The sequence below is a fragment of the Pseudoalteromonas sp. MMG007 genome (assembly GCF_018100985.1).
In the GTDB taxonomy this organism is placed as follows: domain Bacteria; phylum Pseudomonadota; class Gammaproteobacteria; order Enterobacterales; family Alteromonadaceae; genus Pseudoalteromonas.
In genome coordinates, this window is the sequence record NZ_JAGJEI010000007.1 from 122,020 (window position 1) to 146,959 (window position 24,940).

22 protein-coding genes are annotated in these 24,940 nt (G+C 41.0%); 20 read left to right on the top strand and 2 right to left on the bottom strand.

Going from position 1 to position 24,940, the window contains the following annotated elements:
- On the bottom strand, positions 1–606 hold the full coding sequence (locus tag J8L71_RS10565) for a Maf family protein (RefSeq protein WP_211000503.1): 606 nt from the start codon (positions 604–606) through the stop codon (positions 1–3).
- A gap of 131 nt (positions 607–737) precedes the next feature.
- On the opposite strand from J8L71_RS10565, the gene yceD reads away from it, so the two are divergent.
- From yceD to J8L71_RS10635, 14 genes are all read left to right on the top strand, one after another.
- The gene (gene yceD / locus J8L71_RS10570; RefSeq protein ID WP_058549707.1) at positions 738–1,262 is read left to right on the top strand and encodes a 23S rRNA accumulation protein YceD; all 525 of its coding nucleotides are present in this window, start codon (positions 738–740) and stop codon (positions 1,260–1,262) included.
- A 9-nt stretch (positions 1,263–1,271) separates the two neighbouring features.
- Positions 1,272–1,442, top strand: a complete 171-nt coding sequence (rpmF, locus tag J8L71_RS10575) for a 50S ribosomal protein L32 (RefSeq protein ID WP_008109865.1) — start codon at positions 1,272–1,274, stop codon at positions 1,440–1,442.
- Between the two features lie 12 nt (positions 1,443–1,454).
- Positions 1,455–2,492, top strand: coding sequence for a phosphate acyltransferase PlsX (gene plsX / locus J8L71_RS10580; RefSeq protein WP_211000504.1), 1,038 nt, complete (start codon positions 1,455–1,457; stop codon positions 2,490–2,492).
- A 54-nt stretch (positions 2,493–2,546) separates the two neighbouring features.
- Positions 2,547–3,473 carry an ACP S-malonyltransferase gene (gene fabD / locus J8L71_RS10585; RefSeq protein WP_211000505.1) on the top strand — a complete coding sequence of 309 codons (927 nt, stop codon included), beginning with the start codon at positions 2,547–2,549 and terminating at the stop codon, positions 3,471–3,473.
- An 11-nt stretch (positions 3,474–3,484) separates the two neighbouring features.
- Positions 3,485–4,231 carry a 3-oxoacyl-ACP reductase FabG gene (gene fabG, locus J8L71_RS10590; RefSeq protein WP_211000506.1) on the top strand — a complete coding sequence of 249 codons (747 nt, stop codon included), beginning with the start codon at positions 3,485–3,487 and terminating at the stop codon, positions 4,229–4,231.
- Positions 4,232–4,481: 250 nt separating this feature from the next.
- Positions 4,482–4,718, top strand: coding sequence for an acyl carrier protein (gene acpP, locus J8L71_RS10595; RefSeq protein ID WP_002962377.1), 237 nt, complete (start codon positions 4,482–4,484; stop codon positions 4,716–4,718).
- A gap of 269 nt (positions 4,719–4,987) precedes the next feature.
- On the top strand, positions 4,988–6,226 hold the full coding sequence (gene fabF, locus J8L71_RS10600) for a beta-ketoacyl-ACP synthase II (protein WP_104642837.1): 1,239 nt from the start codon (positions 4,988–4,990) through the stop codon (positions 6,224–6,226).
- Between the two features lie 58 nt (positions 6,227–6,284).
- Positions 6,285–7,100: an aminodeoxychorismate lyase gene (gene pabC, locus J8L71_RS10605; protein WP_211000507.1), complete on the top strand. Its 816-nt coding sequence runs from the start codon at positions 6,285–6,287 to the stop codon at positions 7,098–7,100.
- The gene (gene mltG, locus J8L71_RS10610; protein ID WP_211000508.1) at positions 7,094–8,080 is read left to right on the top strand and encodes an endolytic transglycosylase MltG; all 987 of its coding nucleotides are present in this window, start codon (positions 7,094–7,096) and stop codon (positions 8,078–8,080) included. Before pabC ends, mltG begins: the two co-directional genes overlap by 7 nt.
- Before the next feature lie 7 nt (positions 8,081–8,087).
- Positions 8,088–8,714, top strand: a complete 627-nt coding sequence (tmk, locus tag J8L71_RS10615; RefSeq protein WP_211000509.1) for a dTMP kinase — start codon at positions 8,088–8,090, stop codon at positions 8,712–8,714.
- Between the two features lies 1 nt (position 8,715).
- A complete protein-coding gene (locus J8L71_RS10620) occupies positions 8,716–9,630 on the top strand; it encodes a DNA polymerase III subunit delta' (protein ID WP_211000510.1) in 915 nt (304 codons plus the stop codon).
- An 8-nt stretch (positions 9,631–9,638) separates the two neighbouring features.
- Positions 9,639–9,965 (top strand): PilZ domain-containing protein, encoded by a 327-nt coding sequence (locus J8L71_RS10625; RefSeq protein WP_058549716.1) that lies wholly within the window; start codon positions 9,639–9,641, stop codon positions 9,963–9,965.
- A gap of 97 nt (positions 9,966–10,062) precedes the next feature.
- Entirely contained in the window at positions 10,063–10,842 is a 780-nt protein-coding gene (locus J8L71_RS10630; RefSeq protein ID WP_138683901.1) for a YchF/TatD family DNA exonuclease, read from the top strand.
- A 4-nt stretch (positions 10,843–10,846) separates the two neighbouring features.
- The gene (locus J8L71_RS10635; RefSeq protein WP_211000511.1) at positions 10,847–12,706 is read left to right on the top strand and encodes an alkaline phosphatase D family protein; all 1,860 of its coding nucleotides are present in this window, start codon (positions 10,847–10,849) and stop codon (positions 12,704–12,706) included.
- Positions 12,707–12,891: 185 nt separating this feature from the next.
- Here the strand turns inward: J8L71_RS10635 and rsmF are convergent, their stop codons facing one another.
- On the bottom strand, positions 12,892–14,343 hold the full coding sequence (gene rsmF / locus J8L71_RS10640; protein WP_211000512.1) for a 16S rRNA (cytosine(1407)-C(5))-methyltransferase RsmF: 1,452 nt from the start codon (positions 14,341–14,343) through the stop codon (positions 12,892–12,894).
- A 263-nt stretch (positions 14,344–14,606) separates the two neighbouring features.
- On the opposite strand from rsmF, the gene J8L71_RS10645 reads away from it, so the two are divergent.
- The 6 genes from J8L71_RS10645 (at position 14,607) to J8L71_RS10670 (ending at position 24,877) form a co-directional block, all read left to right on the top strand.
- On the top strand, positions 14,607–15,290 hold the full coding sequence (locus J8L71_RS10645) for a GntR family transcriptional regulator (protein WP_058549737.1): 684 nt from the start codon (positions 14,607–14,609) through the stop codon (positions 15,288–15,290).
- Between the two features lie 100 nt (positions 15,291–15,390).
- Positions 15,391–16,269 (top strand): methylisocitrate lyase, encoded by an 879-nt coding sequence (prpB, locus tag J8L71_RS10650; RefSeq protein WP_211000513.1) that lies wholly within the window; start codon positions 15,391–15,393, stop codon positions 16,267–16,269.
- Between the two features lie 42 nt (positions 16,270–16,311).
- Entirely contained in the window at positions 16,312–17,439 is a 1,128-nt protein-coding gene (prpC, locus tag J8L71_RS10655; protein ID WP_211000514.1) for a 2-methylcitrate synthase, read from the top strand.
- A gap of 117 nt (positions 17,440–17,556) precedes the next feature.
- Positions 17,557–20,166, top strand: coding sequence for a Fe/S-dependent 2-methylisocitrate dehydratase AcnD (gene acnD, locus J8L71_RS10660; RefSeq protein ID WP_211000515.1), 2,610 nt, complete (start codon positions 17,557–17,559; stop codon positions 20,164–20,166).
- A gap of 12 nt (positions 20,167–20,178) precedes the next feature.
- A complete protein-coding gene (gene prpF, locus J8L71_RS10665; RefSeq protein ID WP_211000516.1) occupies positions 20,179–21,345 on the top strand; it encodes a 2-methylaconitate cis-trans isomerase PrpF in 1,167 nt (388 codons plus the stop codon).
- Between the two features lie 508 nt (positions 21,346–21,853).
- Positions 21,854–24,877: a hypothetical protein gene (locus J8L71_RS10670; RefSeq protein ID WP_211000517.1), complete on the top strand. Its 3,024-nt coding sequence runs from the start codon at positions 21,854–21,856 to the stop codon at positions 24,875–24,877.
- Positions 24,878–24,940: the final 63 nt, after the last annotated feature.

A 24,940-nucleotide genomic window follows, 5' to 3' on the forward strand; every position in this document is an offset into this window, starting at 1 on the left:
TTAATTTGCTTGAGGTGTTTGAGCCGCTAATACATCAATACCAAACTCAGCTAATAATTGACTGAGTTTAATTAGCGGTAAGCCTATTAGGCTATTAGGATCGTCCCCATTTAATTTTTCAAATAAACAAATACCTAACCCTTCACTTTTAAAACTTCCTGCACAGTTATAGGGCTGCTCGGCATCGCAGTATGCTTCTATTTGCTCATGGGTGAGTGCTTTGAAAACAACTTCAAATGGTTCTATTACTGTTTTTATTTTATCTTCAGCAATATCGTAAACACAAAGGCCAGTTAAAAATGTTACAGTATTGGCGCTAAATAAAGATAACTGCTTTATGGCGTTTTGCTTATTATGTGGTTTACCTAAAATTTGATTATTAAACACGGCGACTTGGTCGGATCCTATAGCTAAGCCTTGGTCAAAGTGATTACGCGCAGCACGTGCTTTTAATTCACTTAAGCGTTTTACTAGCTGCTCAGGCGTTTCGTTTGCTTGTGGTGACTCATCAATATCTGGCGAAAATGATTCAAATAGTAGATTAAATTTTTGTAATAAAGACTGCCTAAAAGGTGAGCTTGACGCTAATATAAGTGGGTACTTCATGAATTACTTTCCTAATGAAAATCAGTTTGAGTTAGGATAAATCAGATCCGTAAGTAAAACACGTGAAAAACTACCTGAAAATGGTTTTTTACTTTGACTAACCAATTAACTATCTATATGATGCAGCCCCTATGCAAAAGGTGAAAATTCCCATCACTCTTCATCCAGGCAAAGCAGCGCAGCACCGTTTATCGTATGACGGAATTGTACCGCTTGAAAAACTTACTCGTTTAGAGAAAGTTGTGCAGGAAGAAGTAGGTGAAATAGCGGTAAAAATTCATTGCAAAAACGACGACCAAGGTTTAGTTGTGATTCGCGGCAATTTGTCCACACACGTAACTGTCACTTGTCAACGTTGTAATGGTGATTTAGGGTTGGATTTGGTTCAAGATTTTGTTTGTTCGCCAGTAGGTGAAGATACAGATTTAGATATTTTTCCAGAAGACTACGATGAAGTAGCACTTGATGAAAATGGTGAAATTAACGTTTTTGATTTAATTGAAGACGAACTGATTTTAGCAATTCCATTAGTTGCCACTCACAACGAAGCTTCATGCAGTTATTCAGCAAAGCCTGCCAGCTTTGGTGTGTTAAAGGCGGAAGATGATAAACCTAATCCATTTGATATTTTGAAACAACTTAAGAAAGATTCTTAGGAGAAGACTATGGCTGTACAAAAAAGCAAAAAGTCTCGTGCAAGACGCGGCATGCGCCGTTCACACGATGCGATCAGTGGTCCAACTTTAACTGTAGACCAAACATCTGGTGAGACTCATCGTCGTCACCATGTGACTGCAGATGGTTACTACAAAGGCGTTCAAGTAATTTCTAACTAAGAGATTGCTTTTATGCTGACTAATCTAACCATAGCGTTAGATATGATGGGGGGCGATTATGGCCCCCGTTCATCTATCCCCGCTGCCGTTTGCGCAGTAAATGCTCATGCCAATTTAACGCTTATATTGTGCGGTAACGAGCAAGTAATACAAAAAGAACTCGACTCTCTCGATTCTTTATCTCACCCAAGACTCATTATTCGCCACTGTAGCGAAATAGTTACTAATGCCTGTGAACCTGCCATTGCTGTGCGTTCAAAAAAAGACTCTTCTATGCGTGTTGCCCTTGATTTAGTTAAATCAGGTGAGGCTCAAGCGTGTGTTAGCTCGGGTAATACCGGCGCATTATTTTTTATGGCACATTATGTATTAAAAATGCTGCCAGGCGTTAAGCGTCCAGCATTAATATCTGCGGTGCCTACCGAGCAAGAAAACCCTGTTTATTTACTCGATTTAGGCGCAAATGTGCACTGCGATGCAGAAGTATTATATCAGTTTGGCATTATGGGCTCAGTGGTTGCTGGGCAAGCTCTTGGCTGCGAAAACCCCAAAGTAAGTTTACTAAACATTGGTGCAGAAGATATAAAAGGCCATGAAGGTATTAAACAAGCCGCGCAACTTATGCAGCAAAGCCCCCATATTAATTACACTGGATACAGTGAAGGCAGTGATATTTTTTCAGGCAAGGCTGATGTAATCGTATGTGAAGGGTTTGTTGGCAACGTTGCATTAAAAACCTGTGAAGGTATTGCTAAACTTATTATGAATAAGTTTACAAAAGCCCTTGAAAAGCACTTAGTTTACAAATGCATGGCCTTTATTCTTAAGCCCGTTATAAAAAAACTCTATAATAGGGTGAACCCCGACCAGTATAACGGTGCTTCTCTGGTAGGATTGCGCGGTATTGTGGTTAAAAGTCATGGAAATGCATCAGCTAAAGCATTTCAAGCAGCAATCGATGAAGCGGTAAAAGAAGTTGAACGCCAACTTCCAGATAAAATAGCCGCAATTTTCGAAAAAACACATTCTAATGATACGGCGGCCAATTAAATTTTAGGTGCCGTATTAATTACCTATTTTTTGTTTAATTAAAAAGAGCAAAGTATGGCACAAAAAATTGCACTTCTATTTCCAGGTCAAGGCTCTCAAAGCGTTGGCATGTTAAGCGAGCTATTAGAAAGCTCAGATATTGTAAAAGCAACATTTGCAGAGGCGTCGAACGCATTAGGTTATGACCTTGCTGCGCTTGTGCTTAATGGCCCAGAAGAAAGCCTTAACCAAACTCACCGTACTCAACCTGCATTATTAACTGCAAGTGTGGCTATTTACCGCCATTGGTTAGCAGCAAATCCTGATGCAGAGACTGTAATGGCAGGGCACAGCTTAGGTGAATATTCGGCTTTAGTATGTAGTGACGTTGTAAGCTTAAGTGAAGCGGTAAAGCTTGTTGAAAACCGTGGTTTATACATGCAAGAAGCAGTACCTGTGGGTGTAGGCTCTATGGCTGCTATTATTGGTTTGGGTGATGATGAAATCAAAGCTGCCTGTGAGCAATCAGCGCAAGGCGAAGTTGTTTCTCCAGTAAATTACAATTCACCAGGGCAAGTTGTTATTGCAGGGCATAAAGCAGCGGTAGATAGAGCATCGCAAGCATGTAAAAACGCAGGTGCAAAACGTGCATTACCACTTAGTGTAAGTGTACCGTCGCATTGTGAGCTAATGAAACCAGCGGCAGAGAAACTGGCTAATGATCTAGCTGCTTTAACATTTAATACACCTAAATGTGATGTAATTAATAATGTTGATGTAAAAGCTGAAAATACAGCGGATGCAATTAAAGATGCATTGGTACGTCAGCTATACAGTCCAGTACGCTGGACAGAAACAGTACAAGCATTAGTTGCACAAGGTGTAACACAAAGCTATGAGTTTGGCCCAGGGAAAGTGTTAACCGGCCTTGCAAAACGAATTGATAAAGCAATGATTTGTGGTTCAGTAAATGATGCCGCGTCAATCGATGCTGCTAAATAAGAGTATATAAAATGTCTAATTTATTTTCTTTAGAGGGCAAAGTAGTCCTAATTACAGGTGCTAGCCGTGGTATTGGTAAAGCAATTGCAAATACACTTGTAGCACAAGGTGCAAAAGTAGCAGGTACTGCAACAAGTGAATCAGGCGCGGCTAAAATTAGTGAGTATTTAGCTGATAACGGTAAAGGTTATGCGTTAAACGTAACTGATCCTGCTTCGATTGAGACAACACTTGCCGCGATAAAAGCTGACTTTGGTGATGTTGATGTACTAGTAAATAATGCGGGTATTACTCGCGATAATTTATTAATGCGTATGAAAGATGGTGAGTGGGACGATATTATCGACACTAATTTAAGCTCTATCTTTCGCTTATCAAAAGCAGTATTACGTCCAATGATGAAGAAAAAGAATGGTCGTATCATTAACATAGGTTCAGTTGTGGGCACTATGGGTAATGCAGGCCAAGCTAACTATGCTGCTGCAAAAGCTGGCGTAATTGGTTTTTCTAAATCACTTGCACGTGAAGTTGCATCTCGTGGGATTACAGTAAATGTAGTGGCACCTGGTTTTATTCAAACTGATATGACTGATGATTTAACCGATGATCAAAAAGCAGCTACGCTTGCAAACGTACCTGCAGGTCGTTTAGGTCAGCCAGATGAGATTGCAGCAGCAGTGTGTTATTTAGCATCTGACGCAGCTGCGTACGTATCAGGCGAAACTTTGCATGTAAATGGCGCGATGTACATGGTTTAATAACCAACGTACTTACATTGACACTCAATTAAGTTAAGTAAGTTACCTCAAAAAGATTGAATTTTTTGTGATCTTGCTTTAAACATACTTGAAATCGCTGTGAAAATAGGCGATAAAAGACAAAACACACACTCAGAGGTTTGACCAGACAATTATTTATGGTCAAATCATTGAATCAGAGAATTATGCGGCGTAAACTACGCCGCAATCTGAAAATAACGCATTGGCGTTTTTAATAAAGGAAAGAAGAATGAGCGATATCCAAGAACGCGTAAAGAAAATTATCATTGAACAACTAGGTGTTAAAGAAGAAGAAGTTAAAAACGAATCTTCTTTCGTAGACGACCTAGGTGCAGATTCTCTTGATACTGTTGAACTAGTTATGGCTCTTGAAGAAGAGTTTGACACTGAGATCCCAGATGAAGAAGCTGAGAAGATCACTACAGTACAAACTGCTATCGATTACGTTACAGCTCACGCTGAGTAATTAATTGCAAGTTAAAGGCAGCATTCGCTGCCTTTAATTTTTATATCCAAACCACCTCAAAGTTCATGATTTAAACTCGCCTTTTTAATCCTTAGTACATGTATTTAATAACACGTGCTTGATAGAGTTTGAGACTCGCACTTTGAGGTCGCTTGGGTATGAATTCCCTTTGTAATACCAATAGATTTAAACTTAGTAAGTTAAACGGCTTACTTAAATAATAATATTTTAATCAATTGGTGAAAAATATCCCTTATTGGAGGCAAACCGTGGCTAAACGTCGAGTCGTCGTAACTGGCTTAGGAATGTTGACGCCGCTAGGTAATGATGTTCAATCAACCTGGCAAGGCTTATTAGATGGTAAAAGTGGTATTCAAACAATCACACACTTTGATACATCAAAATTTGGTACTAAATTCGCTGGTTTAATCAATGACTTCGATGCAACTGCATACATGTCAGCGAAAGATACCAAAAAAATGGACTTGTTTATTCAGTACGGTATTGCGGCGGGTGTTCAAGCCTTTAAAGATTCAGGTCTTGAAATCACAGAACAAAACGCAACACGTATTGGTGTAGCAGTTGGCTCAGGTATTGGTGGCCTTACACTTATTGAAGAGAACCACATTAAGCTGCTAAACAGTGGCCCGCGTAAGCTTTCTCCATTTTACGTACCTTCTACCATCATAAATATGATCTCGGGTCATTTATCAATGATGCATGGGCTTCGCGGTCCTAATATCTCTATTGTTACAGCCTGTACTACAGGTTTGCATAATATCGGCCATGCAGCGCGCATGATTGCTTACGGTGATGCCGATGCAATGGTTGCCGGTGGTGCTGAAAAAGCATGTACACCAATTGGTATGGGCGGCTTTAATGCAGCTCGTGCGTTATCTACACGTAACGACGACCCACAAGCCGCGTCTCGTCCGTGGGATAAAGACCGCGATGGGTTTGTACTTTCAGACGGTGCGGGTGTTGTTGTAGTTGAAGAATACGAGCACGCTAAAGCACGTGGCGCTAAAATTTATGCAGAACTGGTTGGTTTTGGCATGAGTGGCGACGCATACCACATGACCTCACCACCAGAAGACGGTGCAGGGGCTGCACTTGCTATGCAAAATGCATTAAACGATGCGCAAGTAAACGCAGAGCAAGTTGGTTATATCAACGCACACGGTACATCTACCAATGCTGGCGATAAAGCAGAGACCGCAGCTGTTAAATCTATTTTTGGCAATGCCGCTAAAGATGTAATGGTAGGCTCATCTAAATCAATGATGGGTCACTTATTAGGTGCTGCAGGTTCGGTTGAATCGATTATTTCTATTTTATCTCTAACGGATCAAAAAGTGTCGCCAACCATTAACCTTGATAATCCAGATGAGGGCTGTGATCTAGATTACATAGCTCATACCGCACGAGATGCAAAGTTAGACTTTGCCTTATGTAACTCATTTGGTTTTGGTGGTACGAATGGCTCGTTGCTATTTAAAAAGGTATAATCTTTTTAACAACGAACCAAATTATAAAAGCTCAGTTGTTTAACTGGGCTTTTTTTATATGCCAACACACATGCAAACAATCATAACAACAGATCAAAATAGTACCTTAAGCACACAAGATAGAGGCTTAAATTACGGTGATGGTTTTTTTACTACAGCTAAAGTTGTTGATGGTAAAATACAATATTGGGCTCACCATAAAGCACGTTTAACTGAATGCGCGCAAAGGCTTGGCTTTCCTAATATTAATTTTATTGAGCTAGAAGAGCACATAGGCAATTACATTCAATCATGTAAACTAAATGTGCTTAAAATTGTGGTTACTCGCGGTGAAGGCGGGCGGGGCTATAATCTACCAGCAAAGTGTAATTTAACTATTTTACTTAGTGTTGCTGCCTATCCCCAAAATTATTTGAACTTACATCAAGTTGGTGTAAACCTAGCAATAAGCCCTATTAAGTTAGCGGCGCAGCCTTTACTTGCTGGCCTTAAAACTCTTAACCGTTTAGAGCAAGTACTAATAAAAAAAGCAATGCAAAGTCAACACTGCGACGATGTTATAGTGCTTGATTACAATAACAATGTAATTGAAGCCTCAGCGGCTAATATATTTGCGATTAAAGACCAACGTATTTTTACACCACAGCTTGACGAGTGCGGGATCAAAGGGGTTTATCTACAATCGTTATGTGATAAATTAACTGTCGAATTTAAAGTGGTTAGCATCGCAGATTTAATAGAGGCAGACGCAGTATTTATTTGTAATAGCTTAATGGCGGTCATACCGGTTAAAACCATTGAGTCGCGTATATTTGATGTATCAAAAAGTCAGTTGCTATTAAAAGAATTATTAGCCAAGGAGGCTAAGTGTTAAAAGTTATTTTATCGGTAGTATTACTTGCCATTGTTACCACAATTGTAGGATATCAGCAGTTACAAGCGACTATAACAAGCCCTTTATTAGTCTCTACGAATACCCATTTTGAAGTAAAAAAAGGTACAGGTTTTAACCAGTTGTGCAAACAATGGCAAGTTAAAGGCTGGGTTGAAGACTGCTTGCGCTATCAAGTCGTTGCTAAGTTAGATCCCACCCTGACTGATTTAAAAGCAGGGCTCTATGAACTCACTTCAGATAGTGTGATCAATAATATAAAAAAAATTAATCAAGGGGAGCAAGTCAGTTTTAGCTTTACCATTATTGAAGGGCAAAACTTACGTGAAGTGCTAAACACTGTTAAAACAGCAACTAACCTACAAAACGATTTAAAAGATGATGCGCTAAGTATGCAAATCCTCGACAGTGATATGTATTTAGAAGGCTGGCTATTCCCAGATACTTATCACTATCATAATAACGACACAGCAAGCAGTGTATTAAAACGTGCAGCGCAAAAAATGCAGCAAGTGCTTGATGATGCATGGCAGAAACGCAGTGATGATTTACCTTACGATACGGCCTATAAAGCGTTGATAATGGCCTCAATAATAGAAAAAGAAACCGGCCTTGCCAGCGAGCGCCCATTAATAGCCTCAGCCTTTGTAAATAGATTAAATACGAATATGCGCCTGCAAACCGATCCTACTGTCATATACGGAATAGGCGCTGATTTTGATGGTGATATTAAAAGTAAAGATTTACGCGACTACACGCCATATAACACGTATCGTATTAATGGCTTGCCGCCAACACCGATAGCAATGCCATCTAAAGCTGCTATTTTAGCCGCAGTGAACCCGCCGCAAAGTGACTATGTATACTTTGTATCAAAAGGCGATGGTAGTCATCAATTTTCAACCACATTAAAGCAGCACAATGTGGCAGTTAACACTTATATATTAAATAAAAAGAACTAACTTTTTTATGAAACCAAAATTTATAGTAATAGAAGGCCTTGAAGGCGCGGGTAAATCAACAGCGATTTCGCTATGCCAAGACTTTTTAAATAAGCAAAAAATAGACTTTATTAATGTTCGTGAACCAGGTGGCACACCATTAGCTGAATCATTACGTACGCTTGTAAAAGCTGAACACAAAGAAGAAATCGCTTTTGAAACTGAGCTTCTTATTATGTATGCGGCACGCTCGCAGCTTATGCATAACGTAATTAACCCGGCCCTTGATAAAGGCCAATGGGTACTTGCAGATCGCCACGATTTATCGTCTCAGGCATATCAAGGTGGAGGACGTGGTATTAGCGCTAATACGCTAGCCTCACTTTCGTCTATGGTATTAAAAGGGTTAAAACCCGATTTAACTATATATCTTGATATAGACCCAGTAATTGGCCTTGAGCGTGCTAAAGGCCGTGGCGAGCTTGATAGAATCGAGCAAGAAGCCATTGAGTTTTTTCAGCGTACGCGTATGCGCTATGTTGAGCTTGCAAATGACGACAATACAATAAAAACAGTCGATGCAAATCAAAGTATCGATAAAGTACATCGCAATATAACTAACGTGCTACATACGTTTTTTGAAGGCTTAAAATAATATGGCATTGCCATGGCTACATGATACACAAGCTCGCTTAGCGCAAAGCTTTCGTGCAAATCGATTTCATCATGCGCAATTATTTTGTGGGCCTGTAGGCGTAGGTAAATTTGCACTTAGTGATGAGCTTGCCAATGCACTTTTATGTCAAAATATTAATCAGCAAACAACGTCTGATACTAGTTTACTCAAGCCTTGTGGGCATTGTAAAAGCTGCTCATTAACACTTGCGGGTAATCACCCTGATAAGCGGTTAACGCAAGTTGATGGCCAAAGTATTGGCGTAGATGATATACGCGGTATTAGTGATTTTATGAATCATTCAGCGGCGCAAAATGGTAATAAAGTCGCGATTATTGAAAACTGTGAAAAAATGACGGTTGCTGCGGCTAATGCATTATTAAAAACGCTTGAAGAACCAACTAATAGCCGCTTTTTAATCTTAACAACAAGTCAGCAAGCTCAGCTTCCAGCCACTATTCTAAGCCGCTGCGCTAAAAGTGAGGTAAAAGTAACAAATACAGCACTTGCAGAGCAATGGCTACAAACGTTAGAAATCCCGCATTATAATTGGCTTACTCTTTTTTATAATCAACCACTACAAATAAAAAAGTGGCAAGAGCAAGAACAGTTAAATAATATTGATACACTTTATAAGTTTGCAACTGACTTTAAACAAAGCCATAATTTCAATGCGTTAGTCGATATAATAAATAAGCAGCCAGAGTTAGTACGCATATTTACGCTGTTTTTAAGTGAGCAGTTAAAGCAGCAGCTTTTACAAGGGATGAGTTTTGACTCTTATCAAAATGCACAACATGCATTAGCGGAGTTTTTACAAAATAATATTCAAGTACTTGGCCTTAATTTACCGCTTGCTGTATCGCGATTAGCATACACGTTACGCAATCAATAGGATTTATCATGCAAGAGCTTTTAGTAGATATAGATGATTTAGATGAGTTGTATAGTTGTTACATGCCTTATTTAAAAAAAGGTGGTCTATTTGTGCGTACTAACATGCGTTACGAAGTAGGGCACTCTTTGGCGCTTCGTGTAACGTTACCCGATGCCCTAGAGGACGACGTAGTAACGGGCAAGGTTGCGTGGATCACCCCGCAAGGTGCGCAGAGCTCTAATCCACCAGGGATAGGCATTAGCTTTTTAGATGATAAAACAAACTTAAATGCTAAAATCGAAAAGCTATTAGGGACTATGTTAAACTCCGGTAATCCTACCTATACCATGTAGTTTTAAGCATATATAAGTTTATTCCATTTCAACTTTATTGAGCTGTTAGTGCTCTTTAATAAGTAACTTAAAACCAAAAAACAATACAGGCCATATAGTGATTGTAGATTCTCATTGCCATTTAGATCGTCTCGATTTTGATAAACTAGATTTAAACCTTGACCAAGTACTGGATAAAGCACGTGCAAAGCAAGTTGAACACTTCTTATGCGTGAGTGTAACGCTTGACCAATTCCCAAGCATGCTTGATAAAATAAAGCACTACGATGATGTTTCAGCATCATGTGGTGTACATCCGCTTGATCAAAAAGACGCGCTTAACAAACAGCAATTAATCGATTTAGCTTCGCACCAAAAAGTAGTCGCTATTGGCGAAACGGGGCTTGATTACTACTACTCAAAAGATACGCATGCAGTTCAACAAGCAAGTTTTGTTGGCCACATAGAAGTAGCAAACGAATTACAAAAGCCTTTAATAATCCATACTCGCGATGCGCGAGAAGATACAATTAATTTAATGCGAGAACATAAAGCAGAAAATTGCGGTGGCGTCCTGCATTGCTTCACAGAAGATTGGGATATGGCAAAAAAAGCGATTGATATGGGCTTTTATATTTCAATATCGGGTATTGTTACTTTTAAAAATGCAGTTGAACTTAAAGAAGTAGTAAAACAAATTCCACTTGATAGGTTACTTATCGAGACTGACTCGCCGTATTTAGCGCCTGTCCCATACCGAGGCAAAACAAATCAGCCAGCCTATGTTGAAGATGTAGCCTATTACATTAGCGAGCTTAAAGGCATTAGCTTTAACGAGCTTGCTAAAGCGACTACCGATAACTTCTACTCTTTATTTAAATTAGCAGCTAAAGGCTAACTACATGATTACTGATACGGCGCTACTTCCTATTTTATTAATGGGGCCAATGGTGCGCCGTGCAGAGCAAACGGGTGTGTGTATTCAGTTTGCCACTTCTAAACCCGCTACCTGCCAAATAAACGTCCTTGAACTTGACTGCTACAGTGAGCAACAAACGGTAGCTTTAGGTGAGCAATTATATTTACACTTTGTAATTATAAAACCGGTAAGTACTATATTCCCGCTTGATAGTCTATTAAGCTACGAACTTATTATAGATGGCAGCTTAGTTGATTTATCCCCTTGGTGTTATTCAAGCCAATCTGCGCCTGCGTTTGTAATACCTAATAAACTTACAAATATACTACATGGCTCGTGCCGTAATGCGCACCACCCAGCAAAAGACAGTTTGGTGTCTGCAAGCGAGTGGCAAAATACACAGCGCGATAATAATAACCAAGGCGCTCAGCTTTTATTATTAAGCGGTGATCAGGTTTATGCTGATGACGTAGCGGGCCCTATGCTATTAGTTATTCATCAGTTAATTGACGTTTTGGGTATTTATAAAGAGCAAACCTTAGCGCTTAATCTGCCAGATGATATTAACGAACAACTTTATAATCGTCATTTATATCTACCAAAAACACCTTGGCAAAAACGTCCTAAACAGGGTGTTGGCTATTGGCTTAGAAAAGACGAGCCGCATTTCTCTAGTGTAAAAGCCTACAACCACCTAATTCACTTTGAAGAGTACATTGCTCTATATTTACTAAATTTTAGTGCATTAGCTTGGCAATGTGTAAATATTAAAGAAGCGAGTTACTTAGGTGAAAATTCAAAAAATCAGACCATTTTTAATACCGAAAAAACAGCGCTGATTGACTATGCGAAAGGTCTAAACGAAGTAGAGCGGTTATTCGCTAATGTATCTACATTAATGATATTTGATGATCATGATGTAACCGACGATTGGAACCTCACCGCAGGGTGGGAGCAAGCTATTAATCAAAACCCGTGCAGTAAGCGCATTATTAATAATGGCTTAATTAGCTATTGGCTATTCCAAGGAATGGGGAATGACGCACTAATAAAAACAGGTGAGCTATTAACGCCTTTTAAGCAAAGTAAATCTGCTAATAATGTTTGGCAGCTCCAAGCGTTTGATAAACTTTTAAATAATTTTAATTATTGGCACTACGAGTTAACAACAATACCTAAAGTTGTTGTGCTAGATACCCGCACACACCGATGGCGTAATGAGAGTAACTTTAATGAGCCTTCAGGGTTGCTCGACTGGGAAAGACTCACTGAGCTTGAAGAGAGCTTACTAAGCCACGATAAAGTGATTATTGTATCACCAGCCCCCGTTTTTGGTGTTAAATCAATAGAGGCAATACAAGCTGTGTTCAACATGTGCGGCCAGCCGCTTATGGTAGACGTAGAAAACTGGATGGCGCACGAAGGCTCAGCTAAAAAACTACTCGATACTTTTAGACGAACCGATACCCCAAACGAGACACTTATTTTATCAGGTGATGTACATTACTCATTTTGCTTTTCGGTGCAAAAGCGTTTTGGTGACCATCCCAACCGAATATGGCAACTCACCGCCAGCGGAATTAAAAATGAATTTCCGCGTAAGCTAATTAACGTACTCGATAAGCTCGATTCAATCTTATACGGCCCTAAAAGCCCACTTAACTTTTTTACCAAACGCTGGCATATGGAAGTAGATAAACACCAAACCAAAGGTGAAGGTCAAAAGTACCTAGTAAGCGACTCCGCCATTAGTTTAATCACCCTAGAGCAGGGCGATTTAGCGCGCTACCAATTAATCCACGGCGACGGCCATTTGACTGAGTTTAATTTAGAAGATAAATAAAAATGCCCAGAGCCATTTTTATGAGCTCTGGGCTACAAATGACTCTAAGTTGAGCCTTGCGCTAACTAAATGCACTTTCGTAATTCTTAGGGAGAAGAAAGTATTTAAAAGTTTAGTCAAGCTATTTAGAATTGCATAACTAAATCTGCCATTTTGTTACATTTTGCAACAAAATATTAGATTGATTATGCCCAGCTTATTAACTGAGTGTTTTGCACGAGATCCCGTGGTAAAGAGTTTTTGATCTTATTTTTTTGCCATTTACCTAGCCCAACAGGGCAACCACACAGCGTTAACACCACTTCACCTATTGTATTAGTTACTTCAGTTAAGCGTATATCTTTACCTTGAAAATAATCATTTGCTTGCTCGTTTGATAAAGCGTGCGTATTGCTTTTACATTCGCTCCCAAAAACGGTGGCAAATTCGTGAGTAAGCCTTACGCCATTTTTATGGATTATACCTATTTGAATACCTAAACGTGCGTACTTGATTTTATTTTGTACGGTTTCAAACCCGTCAGGAAATAACCACAGCTCTTTATCGCGTTGCATTAACTTACCTGGTAGTGTTTTTAACCCAAAATGCTTTTTAATCGATTGCATAAACGCGGCACTGTTTTTTTTATCAAACTCGCTAAACGGGAACGCACCTTTTTTAACAGTCTGGTTTGGGTTAATACAGCTTGCGTGTTTTTTAAATTTAGCAATAAAAAAGCCTTCGCTATCGAACGTTTGCGGCCATACATGTAAGTATCCCTCGGCGGTGGTGGCTTTTTCTGCGCCTTCAAATAAATCACTAAGTGATTGCGGCTCAATGTAGTCGCCAAATTCACTTAATAGGTAGTCGCATACTTGTTGGTTTTCGAGTGGAGTGAGCGTACAGGTTGAATACACCAGCGTACCGCCTGGTTTTAATGCGTAAAAGGCGCTTTTAATTAAGTCTTTTTGTACTTGAGCTATTTCTATATTTGATTCTATTGACCAGTTTTTAAGTGCGTCGGCATCTTTTCGCACTGTTCCTTCGCCTGAGCAGGGCGCGTCTAGCAAAATGCTATCAAAGCATTCAAACATGTAGTTACCAAATATAACGCCATCAAAATGCGAGAGTGCACAGTTACTTACACCCATACGTTTAAGCGTTGCGCTCAGTACTTTTAAGCGAGACGACGAAAGCTCGTTGGCAACAAGCACGCCTTGGTTATTCATAAGAGCGGCAAGTTGTGAGGTTTTAGAGCCAGGTGCTGATGCCATATCAAGCACATAGTTATTTTGTGAGTCTAAGCTTTCAATACTTTGCTTAAGTGCCATAGGCGGAAGCATTGAGCTTGCCTCTTGCACATACATGGCCCCACTTAGGTGTAAGTCGGTATTACCTAATGCTAAATTTTGTTCTTCATCGCTTGGGCGTTCTAGCCAAAAACCCTCACTACACCAAGGTATAGGTGTAAGTTGCCAGTTTTTTTGTTGCGCAAGTTTTAAAAATTCTTCAATCGTTATTTTTAATGTATTTACACGAATAGATTTTCTGAGAGGGCGACGACACGCATTTATAAAATCGTCTAAATGTAGATGCGCTGGTAAGTAGGTTTTTACGTCGTCAATAAAATGCTCAGGGATATAAGTGTTAGCGTTCACGGGTGGCTCGTACATTAAAAATAAAGCGTGATACTAGCACTTTTAAAGTGTTTTTTCAGAGTTAAATATTGAATTTGTTTGTTGATGACGTGTCGACACTTTGTGGTTTTATTTCATCTTTAGTGCATTTTTATACGACTTTATATTGACGGTGTCGACAATGGGTGTGTTTTTTACTCATTTAGGTAGGGCTAAGGGTTGACAAGGTTTTTTATTAAGCACATAGTTAACTTACCAATTGTCGACAATTTATATGTGAAGCCATGACACAACCTTTTTTAAACGATACACCTATTACTACAGCATCTGATCAAGTATTTGTAGATATGCGCCGCGAAATAGTAGAGGGCAGCATAGAGCAAGGTAGCAAAATATCAGAGCCTGAGCTTGCAAAGCGTTACGGTGTAAGCCGTGCCACGCTTAGAGAAGCATTAAATCGTTTAGAAAGCTGTTACTTAGTGGAGCGTAAAGCCAACGTGGGCTGCCGCGTAGTTGCGCTTACAGCAGAACGTTTAATTGAAGTATACCAAGTACGAAGTTCTCTTGAAGGGTTAGCATGTAGGCTCGCTGCCGACAATATGGAACCCGAAGAAGTAAAAGGCTTAAAGCAATTGCTTAATCAGCACTTGCAAACGCAGCGCGTTAAAGAAGGCGAATCGTACTATCAAGAGGCAGGCGATTTAGACTTTCATTATCGCATTATTAAAGGCAGTAAAAACGCACACTTAATACATTTGTTATGTAATGAGCTTTATCAATTAATTCGTATGTACCGCGTTCAAATGGGTATGGTGGGGCCGCGTGTATCTAAAGCGTTTGACGAGCACTTAGCCATTATTAACGCGATAGAAAACCATGATGGTGAACTTGCCGAAATGCTGATGAAGCGACACATAAGTGCATCGCAAGCCAATATTCAAACCAAATTTGATTTGTTAGCGAAGTAGAGAGCATAAGCTGCTTCGCTACAAAAACAGCCAAAATTAAGATTAAAACTAAAACTATAAGTTACTCCATGTAGCAACCGTTCAAAGTGAGGAGAAAGTAATGTCAGCAGGATTAAAATTTAAACAGGCTATTGCTAATAACCGCCCATTGCAGGTAGTGGGTACTATTAATGCCTACACAGCCATGATGGCTGAAAAAATGGGCCATCAAGCTATTTACCTCTCTGGTGCTGGTGTGGCAAATGCCTCTTTTGGTATGCCTGATTTAGGTATGACTAGCCTTGATAACGTACTTGAAGATATTCGCCGTATAACTGGTGCCAGCGATTTACCATTACTTGTTGATGCCGATACAGGGTGGGGCGGCGCGTTTAATATTGCGCGTACCGTTAAAGAAATGACCAAAGCAGGCGCGGCGGGTTTTCATATTGAAGACCAAGTAGCGCAAAAGCGTTGTGGCCATCGCCCTAATAAAGAAATTGTAAGCCAAGGTGAAATGGTTGACCGCATTAAAGCGGCGGTTGATGCAAAAACCGATAGCGACTTTTATATTATGGCCCGCACCGATGCGTTTCAAAAAGAAGGCTTAAGTGCTGCAATTGACCGCGCCGCTGCGTGTGTTGAAGCGGGCGCTGATGCTATTTTTGCAGAAGCAGTGCACGACCTTGCTGATTACCAAGCATTTGCAAAAGCGATTAATGTACCAATTTTAGCTAACATTACAGAGTTTGGCCAAACGCCTATTTACACAAAAGAGCAGTTAAGCGAGGTAGGTGTTGAAATGGTGCTTTACCCACTAAGTGCATTTAGAGCCATGAATAAAGCCGCGCTTAACGTGTACTCTGCGATTTTAAATGAGGGCTCGCAGCAAAGCCAAATTGAAAATATGCAAACACGCGCTGAGCTTTACGACTTTTTAGATTACCACACCTACGAAAACACACTTGATAACCTTTTTTCATCAAAATCTGACAAATAATAACTATTAAAATCACACACAATTTTAAGATAGGAGAAGATCATGGTAGATAAAGCATTAGGCGGTGCAGGCTTACGCGGGCAAGTAGCAGGGCAAACAGCATTATGTACAGTAGGGCAAACGGGCTCTGGTTTAACGTATTGTGGTTACGATATTAGCGAACTTGCCGAAAAAGCACAGTTTGAAGAAGTGTCTTTTTTACTTTCGCGCGGCGAGCTACCAACAGCCAGTGAACTGGCTGAATATAAAGCAAAATTAAAAAGTTTACGTGGCCTGCCAGATACACTAAAAACCGTGCTTGAAAATATTCCTAAAGACGCGCACCCAATGGATGTTATGCGTACCGGTTGCTCCATGCTGGGTAACCTAGAAATGGAACTTGATTTTAGCAAAGCAAACGATGCTATTGACCGTATGGTTGCGGTGTTCCCAAGCATTATTTGTTATTGGTACCGCTTTACACATGATGGCGTTCGCATTGAAACACAAACTGATGACGACTCAGTAGGCGCGCATTTTTTAAATTTATTACACGACAAAGCACCGAGTGAGCTTTTTGCCCAAGTAATGAATGTGTCGCTAATTTTATACGCAGAGCATGAGTTTAACGCCTCTACCTTTACGGGGCGTGTATGTGCATCTACTTTGTCTGATATCCATTCTTGTGTAACGGGCGCTATTGGCACGCTACGTGGGCCACTTCATGGTGGTGCAAACGAAGCCGCTATGGATATGATTCAAAACTTTACAAGTGCAGAGCACGCCGAGCAAGAAGTTATGGGCATGTTAGAGCGTAAAGATAAAATAATGGGTTTTGGCCACGCTATTTATCGCGAGTCAGATCCGCGTAACGTAATTATTAAAAAATTCTCTGAAAAACTAGCGGCTGAGGTGGGCGATGATGTGCTTTACCCGGTTTCTGTTCGTTGTGAAGAGGTTATGTGGCGCGAGAAAAAACTGTTTTGTAATGCCGATTTTTTCCATGCATCGGCGTATCACTTTATGGATATTCCAACCAAATTGTTTACGCCAATATTTGTTATGAGCCGTGTTACAGGCTGGACTGCACATGTTAAAGAGCAACGTGCTAATAACCGTATTATTCGCCCAAGTGCAGATTACACAGGGCCAGAGGCACGCAGCTACATGCCAATTGAATCAAGAGGCTGATTAGTTACGCATAATACCAATCCGCAATAATACTTAATTAAGCGGATTGGTATAGGGTGAGCAACACGCTCACGTTTTCGTCTTTTACTTCCCGTCACTTATTAGCGAACATGTATTATGACCATAATTAATAACACCCAATACCGAAAACCATTGCCCGGCTCAAATATAGATTACTACGACACGCAAGCTGCGGTAGATGCAATAAAGCCAGGCGCTTATGCCACATTGCCTTACACATCGCGCGTACTTGCCGAAAACTTAGTGCGCCGCTGTGAGCCTGATATGCTAACCGATGCGCTTAATCAGCTTATTGAGCGCAAACAAGATTTAGATTTTCCGTGGTATCCGGCGCGCGTGGTGTGCCATGATATTTTAGGCCAAACTGCATTAGTTGATTTAGCAGGCCTGCGCGATGCTATTGCTGCAAAAGGTGGGGATCCGGCAAAAGTAAATCCGGTTGTGCCAACACAGCTGATTGTTGATCACTCATTAGCGGTTGAGCACGCAGGCTTTGATCCTGAAGCATTTGAAAAAAACCGTGCAATAGAAGATAGACGCAACGATGACCGTTTTCATTTTATAAACTGGACTAAAACCTCCTTTAAAAATATTGATGTTATACCGCCAGGTAACGGCATTATGCATCAAATTAATCTTGAGAAAATGTCGCCTGTTATTCAAAACCGCGATGGCATTGCATTCCCCGATACCTTAGTAGGTACCGACAGCCACACCCCGCATGTTGATGCACTTGGCGTAATTGCTGTAGGTGTAGGTGGGCTTGAAGCCGAAAGCGTAATGCTTGGCCGTGCCTCGTACATGCGCCTGCCAGACATTGTAGGTGTTGAGCTTACAGGCACTCGCCAACCTGGCATTACCGCCACCGACATTGTGCTGGCTATTACCGAGTTTTTACGCGCTCAACGTGTAGTATCAACCTACTTAGAATTTTACGGAGAAGGTGCCGATGCTCTCACCCTTGGCGACAGGGCAACTATTTCAAACATGACGCCAGAATTTGGTGCCACTGCGGCCATGTTTTATATAGACAATAAAACAATAGATTATTTGCGTTTAACAGGGCGTGATGAAGAGCAAATAGCGCTTGTAGAAAACTACGCTAAAACGGCAGGCCTTTGGAGCGATAGTTTAAAAACCGCAAAGTATGAGCGTGTTTTGACCTTTGATTTATCAAGCGTTGGACGCAATATTGCTGGGCCTTCAAATCCGCATCGCCGAGTATCAACAAGCGATTTAGCTAAAGAAGGTATTTCGGGGGTTGTTGAAAGCGAAGAAGGCTTAATGCCAGATGGCGCATGTATTATTGCGGCTATTACCAGTTGTACTAACACCAGTAACCCAAGAAACGTGATTGCTGCTGGGCTTATTGCTCGTAATGCAAATGCCAAAGGCTTAATGCGTAAACCGTGGGTTAAAACATCTCTAGCGCCGGGTTCTAAAGCGGTGCAATCTTACCTTGAAGAGGCAAACTTACTCCCAGAGCTTGAAAAGCTCGGTTTTGGTATTGTGGGTTTTGCATGTACTACCTGTAACGGCATGAGCGGCGCACTTGACCCTGTTATTCAAAAAGAAGTAATCGATCGCGATTTATACGCAACAGCGGTACTTTCGGGCAATCGTAACTTTGATGGGCGTATTCATCCGTATGCTAAGCAAGCATTTTTAGCGTCACCGCCATTAGTGGTGGCTTATGCTATTGCGGGTACTATTCGTTTTGATATTGAAAAAGATAGTTTAGGGCAAGATCAAAACGGCGACGATATAACGCTAAAAGATTTATGGCCAAGCGATGAAGAAATAGACGAAGTAATAAAACAAAGCGTAAAGCCAGAGCAATTTAAAAAAGTGTACGAGCCTATGTTTGATTTAACCGTAGATTACGGTGAAGACAACGATCCACTTTATAACTGGCGCGAGCAAAGCACGTATATTCGCCGCCCGCCATACTGGGAAGGCGCTCTTGCAGGTGAGCGTACCATGACCGGCATGCGCGCACTTGCTGTACTTGGCGATAACATTACAACAGATCATTTATCACCATCAAACGCAATTATGGCAAGCAGTGCGGCGGGTGAATACTTAACCCAAATGAATGTCCCAGAAGAGGACTTTAACTCGTACGCAACGCACCGAGGCGATCACTTAACAGCGCAGCGTGCTACGTTTGCAAACCCTAAATTGTTAAACGAAATGGTGCTTGATGAAAACGGCGAAGTTAAACAAGGTTCATACACGCGTTTAGAGCCTGAGGGTGAAAACACGCGAATGTGGGAAGCAATCGAGACTTACATGCAGCGCAAACAGCCGCTAATAATTGTAGCGGGCGCCGATTATGGCCAAGGCTCATCTCGCGATTGGGCTGCAAAAGGCGTAAGGCTTGCAGGCGTTGAAGTGATAGCCGCAGAAGGCTTTGAGCGCATACACCGTACTAACTTAATTGGCATGGGTGTATTACCGCTTGAATTTAAACCAGGCACTACCCGTAAAACCCTTAACATTGATGGTAGCGAAAGCTTTGATGTTAAAGGCGAACCAACACCTGGCGCGACCATTGATTTAGTGATTACGCGTAAAAGTGGTGAGGTGCTAATTGTACCGATGAAGTGCCGCCTTGATACCCAAGAAGAGCTTTCTATTTACGCCGCTGGCGGTGTACTACAGCGTTTTGCACAAGACTTTTTAGAAGCAACGCAATCAGCATAAGGGGCGTACACTATGTTTAAACCACAAATTAAAGTACCGGCAGCTTACATGCGTGGCGGCACCAGTAAAGGCGTGTTTTTTAATTTAACTGATTTGCCAAAGCCCGCCCAAGTGCCAGGTGAGGCGCGCGATAATTTATTACTACGTGTTATAGGCAGCCCCGACCCATACGGCAAACAAACCGATGGTATGGGCGGTGCTACATCAAGTACCAGTAAAACAGTTATTTTAAGTAAAAGTGAGCAACCTAACCACGATGTTGATTATTTATTTGGGCAAGTTGCCATTGATAAACCGTTTGTAGATTGGAGCGGTAACTGCGGTAATTTAACTTCAGCTGTAGGCGCATTTGCAATAACGAATGGCTTAGTTGATAAAAATACAGTGCCCGACAACGGCGTTGCTATTGTGCGTGTGTGGCAAGCAAATATTAAAAAAAGTATTTTAGTTCATGTGCCTATAACCAATGGTGAAGTACAAGAAACCGGTGATTTTGAGCTCGACGGTGTTACCTTTGCTGCCGCTGAGGTAAAGCTTGAGTTTTTAGACCCAGCCGACGGCGATGGCGCGTTATTTCCAACAGGCAGTGTAGTGGATGACTTAGAAGTACCAGGTATTGGCACTTTAAAAGCGACCATGATCAACGCAGGCATTCCTACTGTATTTATCAATGCAAGCGATATTGGCTATACCGGCACTGAGCTACAAGATGACATAAATAATGATGTTGCAGCGCTTGAAAAGCTTGAAACTATTCGTGCTTATGGCGCAGTAAAAATGGGGTTAATTACTAATATTGACGAAGCACAAGCGCGCCAACATACACCTAAAGTAGCGTTTGTTGCTAAACCCGCAGACTACACATCGTCGAGTAATAAGCATATTAGTGCAAACAGTATTAACTTATTAGTACGCGCAATGTCGATGGGCAAGCTTCACCATGCCATGATGGGCACAGCCGCAGTTGCTATTGGCACAGCTGCAGCTATTGAAGGCACACTTGTAAATATTGCAGCTGGTGGCGGAGCGTTAAACGAAGTTAACTTTGGTCACCCCTCGGGCACGTTAAAAGTAGGGGCCGAAGCTAAAAATATAAAGGGCGACTGGCAAGTTACCAAAGCCAGTATGAGCCGAAGCGCTCGCGTACTGATGGAGGGGTTAGTAAAGGTTCCTCAATAGTTTTACATTCTCATTAACGGCAACAAGCGTTGCCGTTAATGTTTAGCTAAAACTCATATTGATTCATCACGTTATAAACTTTGTGTTCAGGCTATCCCTCTAGAAACCCGCCTTTAAAGTCTCATGATTTTTCACTACACAATCCTAAATGAGTTTTTTTACATGTATATGCAGCATTTACTTGAAGAATCTTATTAACAAACTAAATTAAATGTAATATTCACTTAACATAGTGGATATATTGTACGTTAGAGCAATGCTTTTTAATGTCTTTAACATATGTTATTGAAAAATGGTAAAGGTTATGCAAAAGCATCGTTTGACTTGTTTTAAAAACATTCACTTTAATTGTATAGGAAGGTTGCAAAAAAAATATTATTTAACATAAATTCAACCAGCTGGTAGTAAAGGTTTTAATTGTGTATGCGTTTGTATTTTATGTAAATCTTAACATTCATATTAATAAAATAATTACTGGTACTCATTGCAGGCTATCTAGGAGAGATAAATGGCACAACGTATGACTAAGATTACCCCAATCGCAGCTTCTGTTGCACTAACATTAGGTTTAGCTGGTTGTGGTTCAGACAACGATAGAAACATTTACGTTCCTCCCGTTGAATCGGTAACATCATCTGATGAAGCACAATTTAATGTAGAAGTAACAGGTAAAGCTGTTAAAGGTGCTATGAAAGGCGCCGTTGTCAGCGTAATGACTTTAGGCACATCGGGCGAAAGTGTACCTGTTGCATTTAGATTAGAAGCCTCAGCTGATGTTGAAACGTTTACAGGCGAGGCAACTTCTCAAGATACGGCAGATGCGGCAGTAGAAGCAAGCAAAATTGCAGGTAACCCTGATGCGCTAATCACTAACGATAGTGGTCGCTACAGCATTTACTTAGAAGATGATTTTTCTGGCCCTGTATATATTACAGTGACTACCTCAGAAGAAGGCGATGATAGTTTCTTAAGATGTGACGCTTACGTCGGTTGTGGAACTTACGATGAAGCGCCTGAAGAAGATGATGTTAACGATGGTGACACAAACATTGAGTTTGGTGAGTGGTATAAAACAGATCTAGAGCTTTCCGTTGTTAAATATGTAGCGGCAGCAGAAGCCGACTCATCTGAGGCGAGCGGCGCAGCAGGCGATGCAAACGTAGCACGTTCGTTTAAAGCTAACGTAACCTTTTTAACTTCGCTAGTTGCTCAAACTCTGCTTGAAGTCGAGGGTGAAATTGACTCTGAAACTATTGCCTCAACAAACTTAAATACAGTAATTCAGGTTTTAGGACCAGATGCAGCAATTTTATTATCTGCACTTATTGGTGATCTATCAAATGGTGGCGCGGTAGATTTAAGTGATGTAGACGGCGAAGAAAGCCTTTCACAAGGTGTGTTGATGCTTGCTCAGTTGTCGTCTTCGGTACAAGGCTTACCATCAATTTCAGATGCTATGGCAAGTATTAAAGCCGGTATTGCGGCTGGTACTTTAAGTACAACTGATATTGCTGCAACATTGCAGACTTCTGTATCTAGCACTGCAAGCGTGTTTGTAGCTATTGCAACGGGTGATGAAGGTGCAATTAAAACGGCATTAGAAGCAGCCTACTTAGCTAATAACCCTAATGCATCAACTGCTGAGATTAATGCATTTGCACAAAACTCCGCTGGTATTGCAGCTAAAGCAAAAGAAGCAAAAGACAACGCAGTTAAAAACGGTGCAGCAACCGATGCAGAGCTGGCAGAGATTGCTTCTGTAGTACAAAGTGCTTTAGAAGAGCTGGGTTGTACTGGCGATGAGTGTGTTGCAGACGATGACTTTTTTGCAGATTTAGCGGTTGCGTTATCAGCGCAAATTGATGCATCATCTACTAAGCTTACTGCTCTACAAACATCTATAGATTCAGCTGAAGAAATGCTTGCTGATGTTCAAGAAATCGGTGATGCCGTAACTGACGCAGCGACTGCAATTGAGTTTGTTGCGGCTGTAGCTGCACTTGAAAATGAAGCTGAAGCTGCTGGTTTAGCAATTGCGACAAATATAATTTATGTTAAAGCACAAGGTTATGTTAGCACTGCGTCTTTACTTGTAACTCAAAGCTCTGACTATCAAAGCATACAGGATTCTGCAACTGCGCTACAGGCATTAGCTTTAAAAGAAGTTGAAAACGTAAGTACATATGATGCAGCGCTAGCACAGTTAGTTCTTGATGCAGAAGCCGCTATTACTGAATACGGAATTGAAGTTGAAGCTGCTAAAGAAATTGCGCTAAACACTGCCGATGCCGCAGATGTTAAGAAATCAGTTGCAGATACTGCTGAAGCCGCTTCAACAAGTGCACTTGCTGATGCGCAAGCTGCCGTTGACTCGGGTGACGATGCACAAGCAACTGTTGAATCAGTTGATGTTGCGATAGCTGCTGCGTCAGAGTTTTCTGCTGCTGTATATGCACTTGAGCTTGCGATTGAACAAGCATTAGAAGCTGCAACGGAATATGAAGCTGTAGCAGTAACTGAAGCTGATATGGCTGAAGCCACAGAGTTAGTTGAAAGTGCAGAAATGATGGCCAAAGCTGCTGTAACTCAGGCTTTACTTGCTAATGCTCAGCTAGTAACCGCACTTGGTCTTAAAGCAGAAGCAGAGCTTGCGGTTGCAACAGCGTCGGTTAAAGAAACCTCAATGTCACTTTCTACAATGACGGTACTTACGAACACTGGTGGCCACGCTGTTGTTGATGCAGCTGATGTTTTAGCAGACGTTATTGGTGAATTAGCTGAGATGGGTAACTCAGGTGAAGGCACTTCTACTCGTCAACCTGAGTGGGCTTACGAATATAGCTTAGACGATTTAACTTTAGTGCTTATAAACTCGACTACAGATAGCATGATTACAGCGTCTGCAGCTTATCAAGGTAACCAATTAGTTGTTGCCTGGGGCGGTATGCTAACTACTGAAGGCGACGCAACAGTTGAGCTTGTTACAGGTGATGTAGCCGAAGATGCACTTGAAGAGTGTCAAGCATTTGCTGATGGTACGATTACTGACTCTACACAAATTGATTCATGTTTAGTATTTACGTTTGACGAAGCAGTAGATGCAAGTTCAGTAGATGACGCTGAGCTAATTAAGTCTGAAGCTTGGAATCGTGTTGAAATTATGGATGGTGACTCAGGTTTTATGGGGATGCTAAACCTAAGCGTCATGGAAAACGCAGACATAACAATGCTAGAAGCAGCTGGTGTGTCGGGTGATTTAGACTTTAGTGTTATGTATGAGGTTGATGGTAGTGGTGACGAAGACAAAACCATGTTTGAAATTAAAGTAAATGGCGACGCCGCAATGGGCTACACCTTGTCTATGTCAGGTACTGAATCTGCAGGTTACATGGGCGATGTTAAAGCGATGTACGATGGCATGATGATGACCTTTGGTACAGCAACTAAAGTAACAAATGGGGTGTCGATTACGTATATTGATGATGAAGTAATTGATTACACAGATGTTGATTTAATCGACGAAAGTAAGTAATTTAAAACTTTAAAAGGGAAAAGCCGTGTGCTTTTCCCTTTTTTTATAGAAAGCGATTTTATT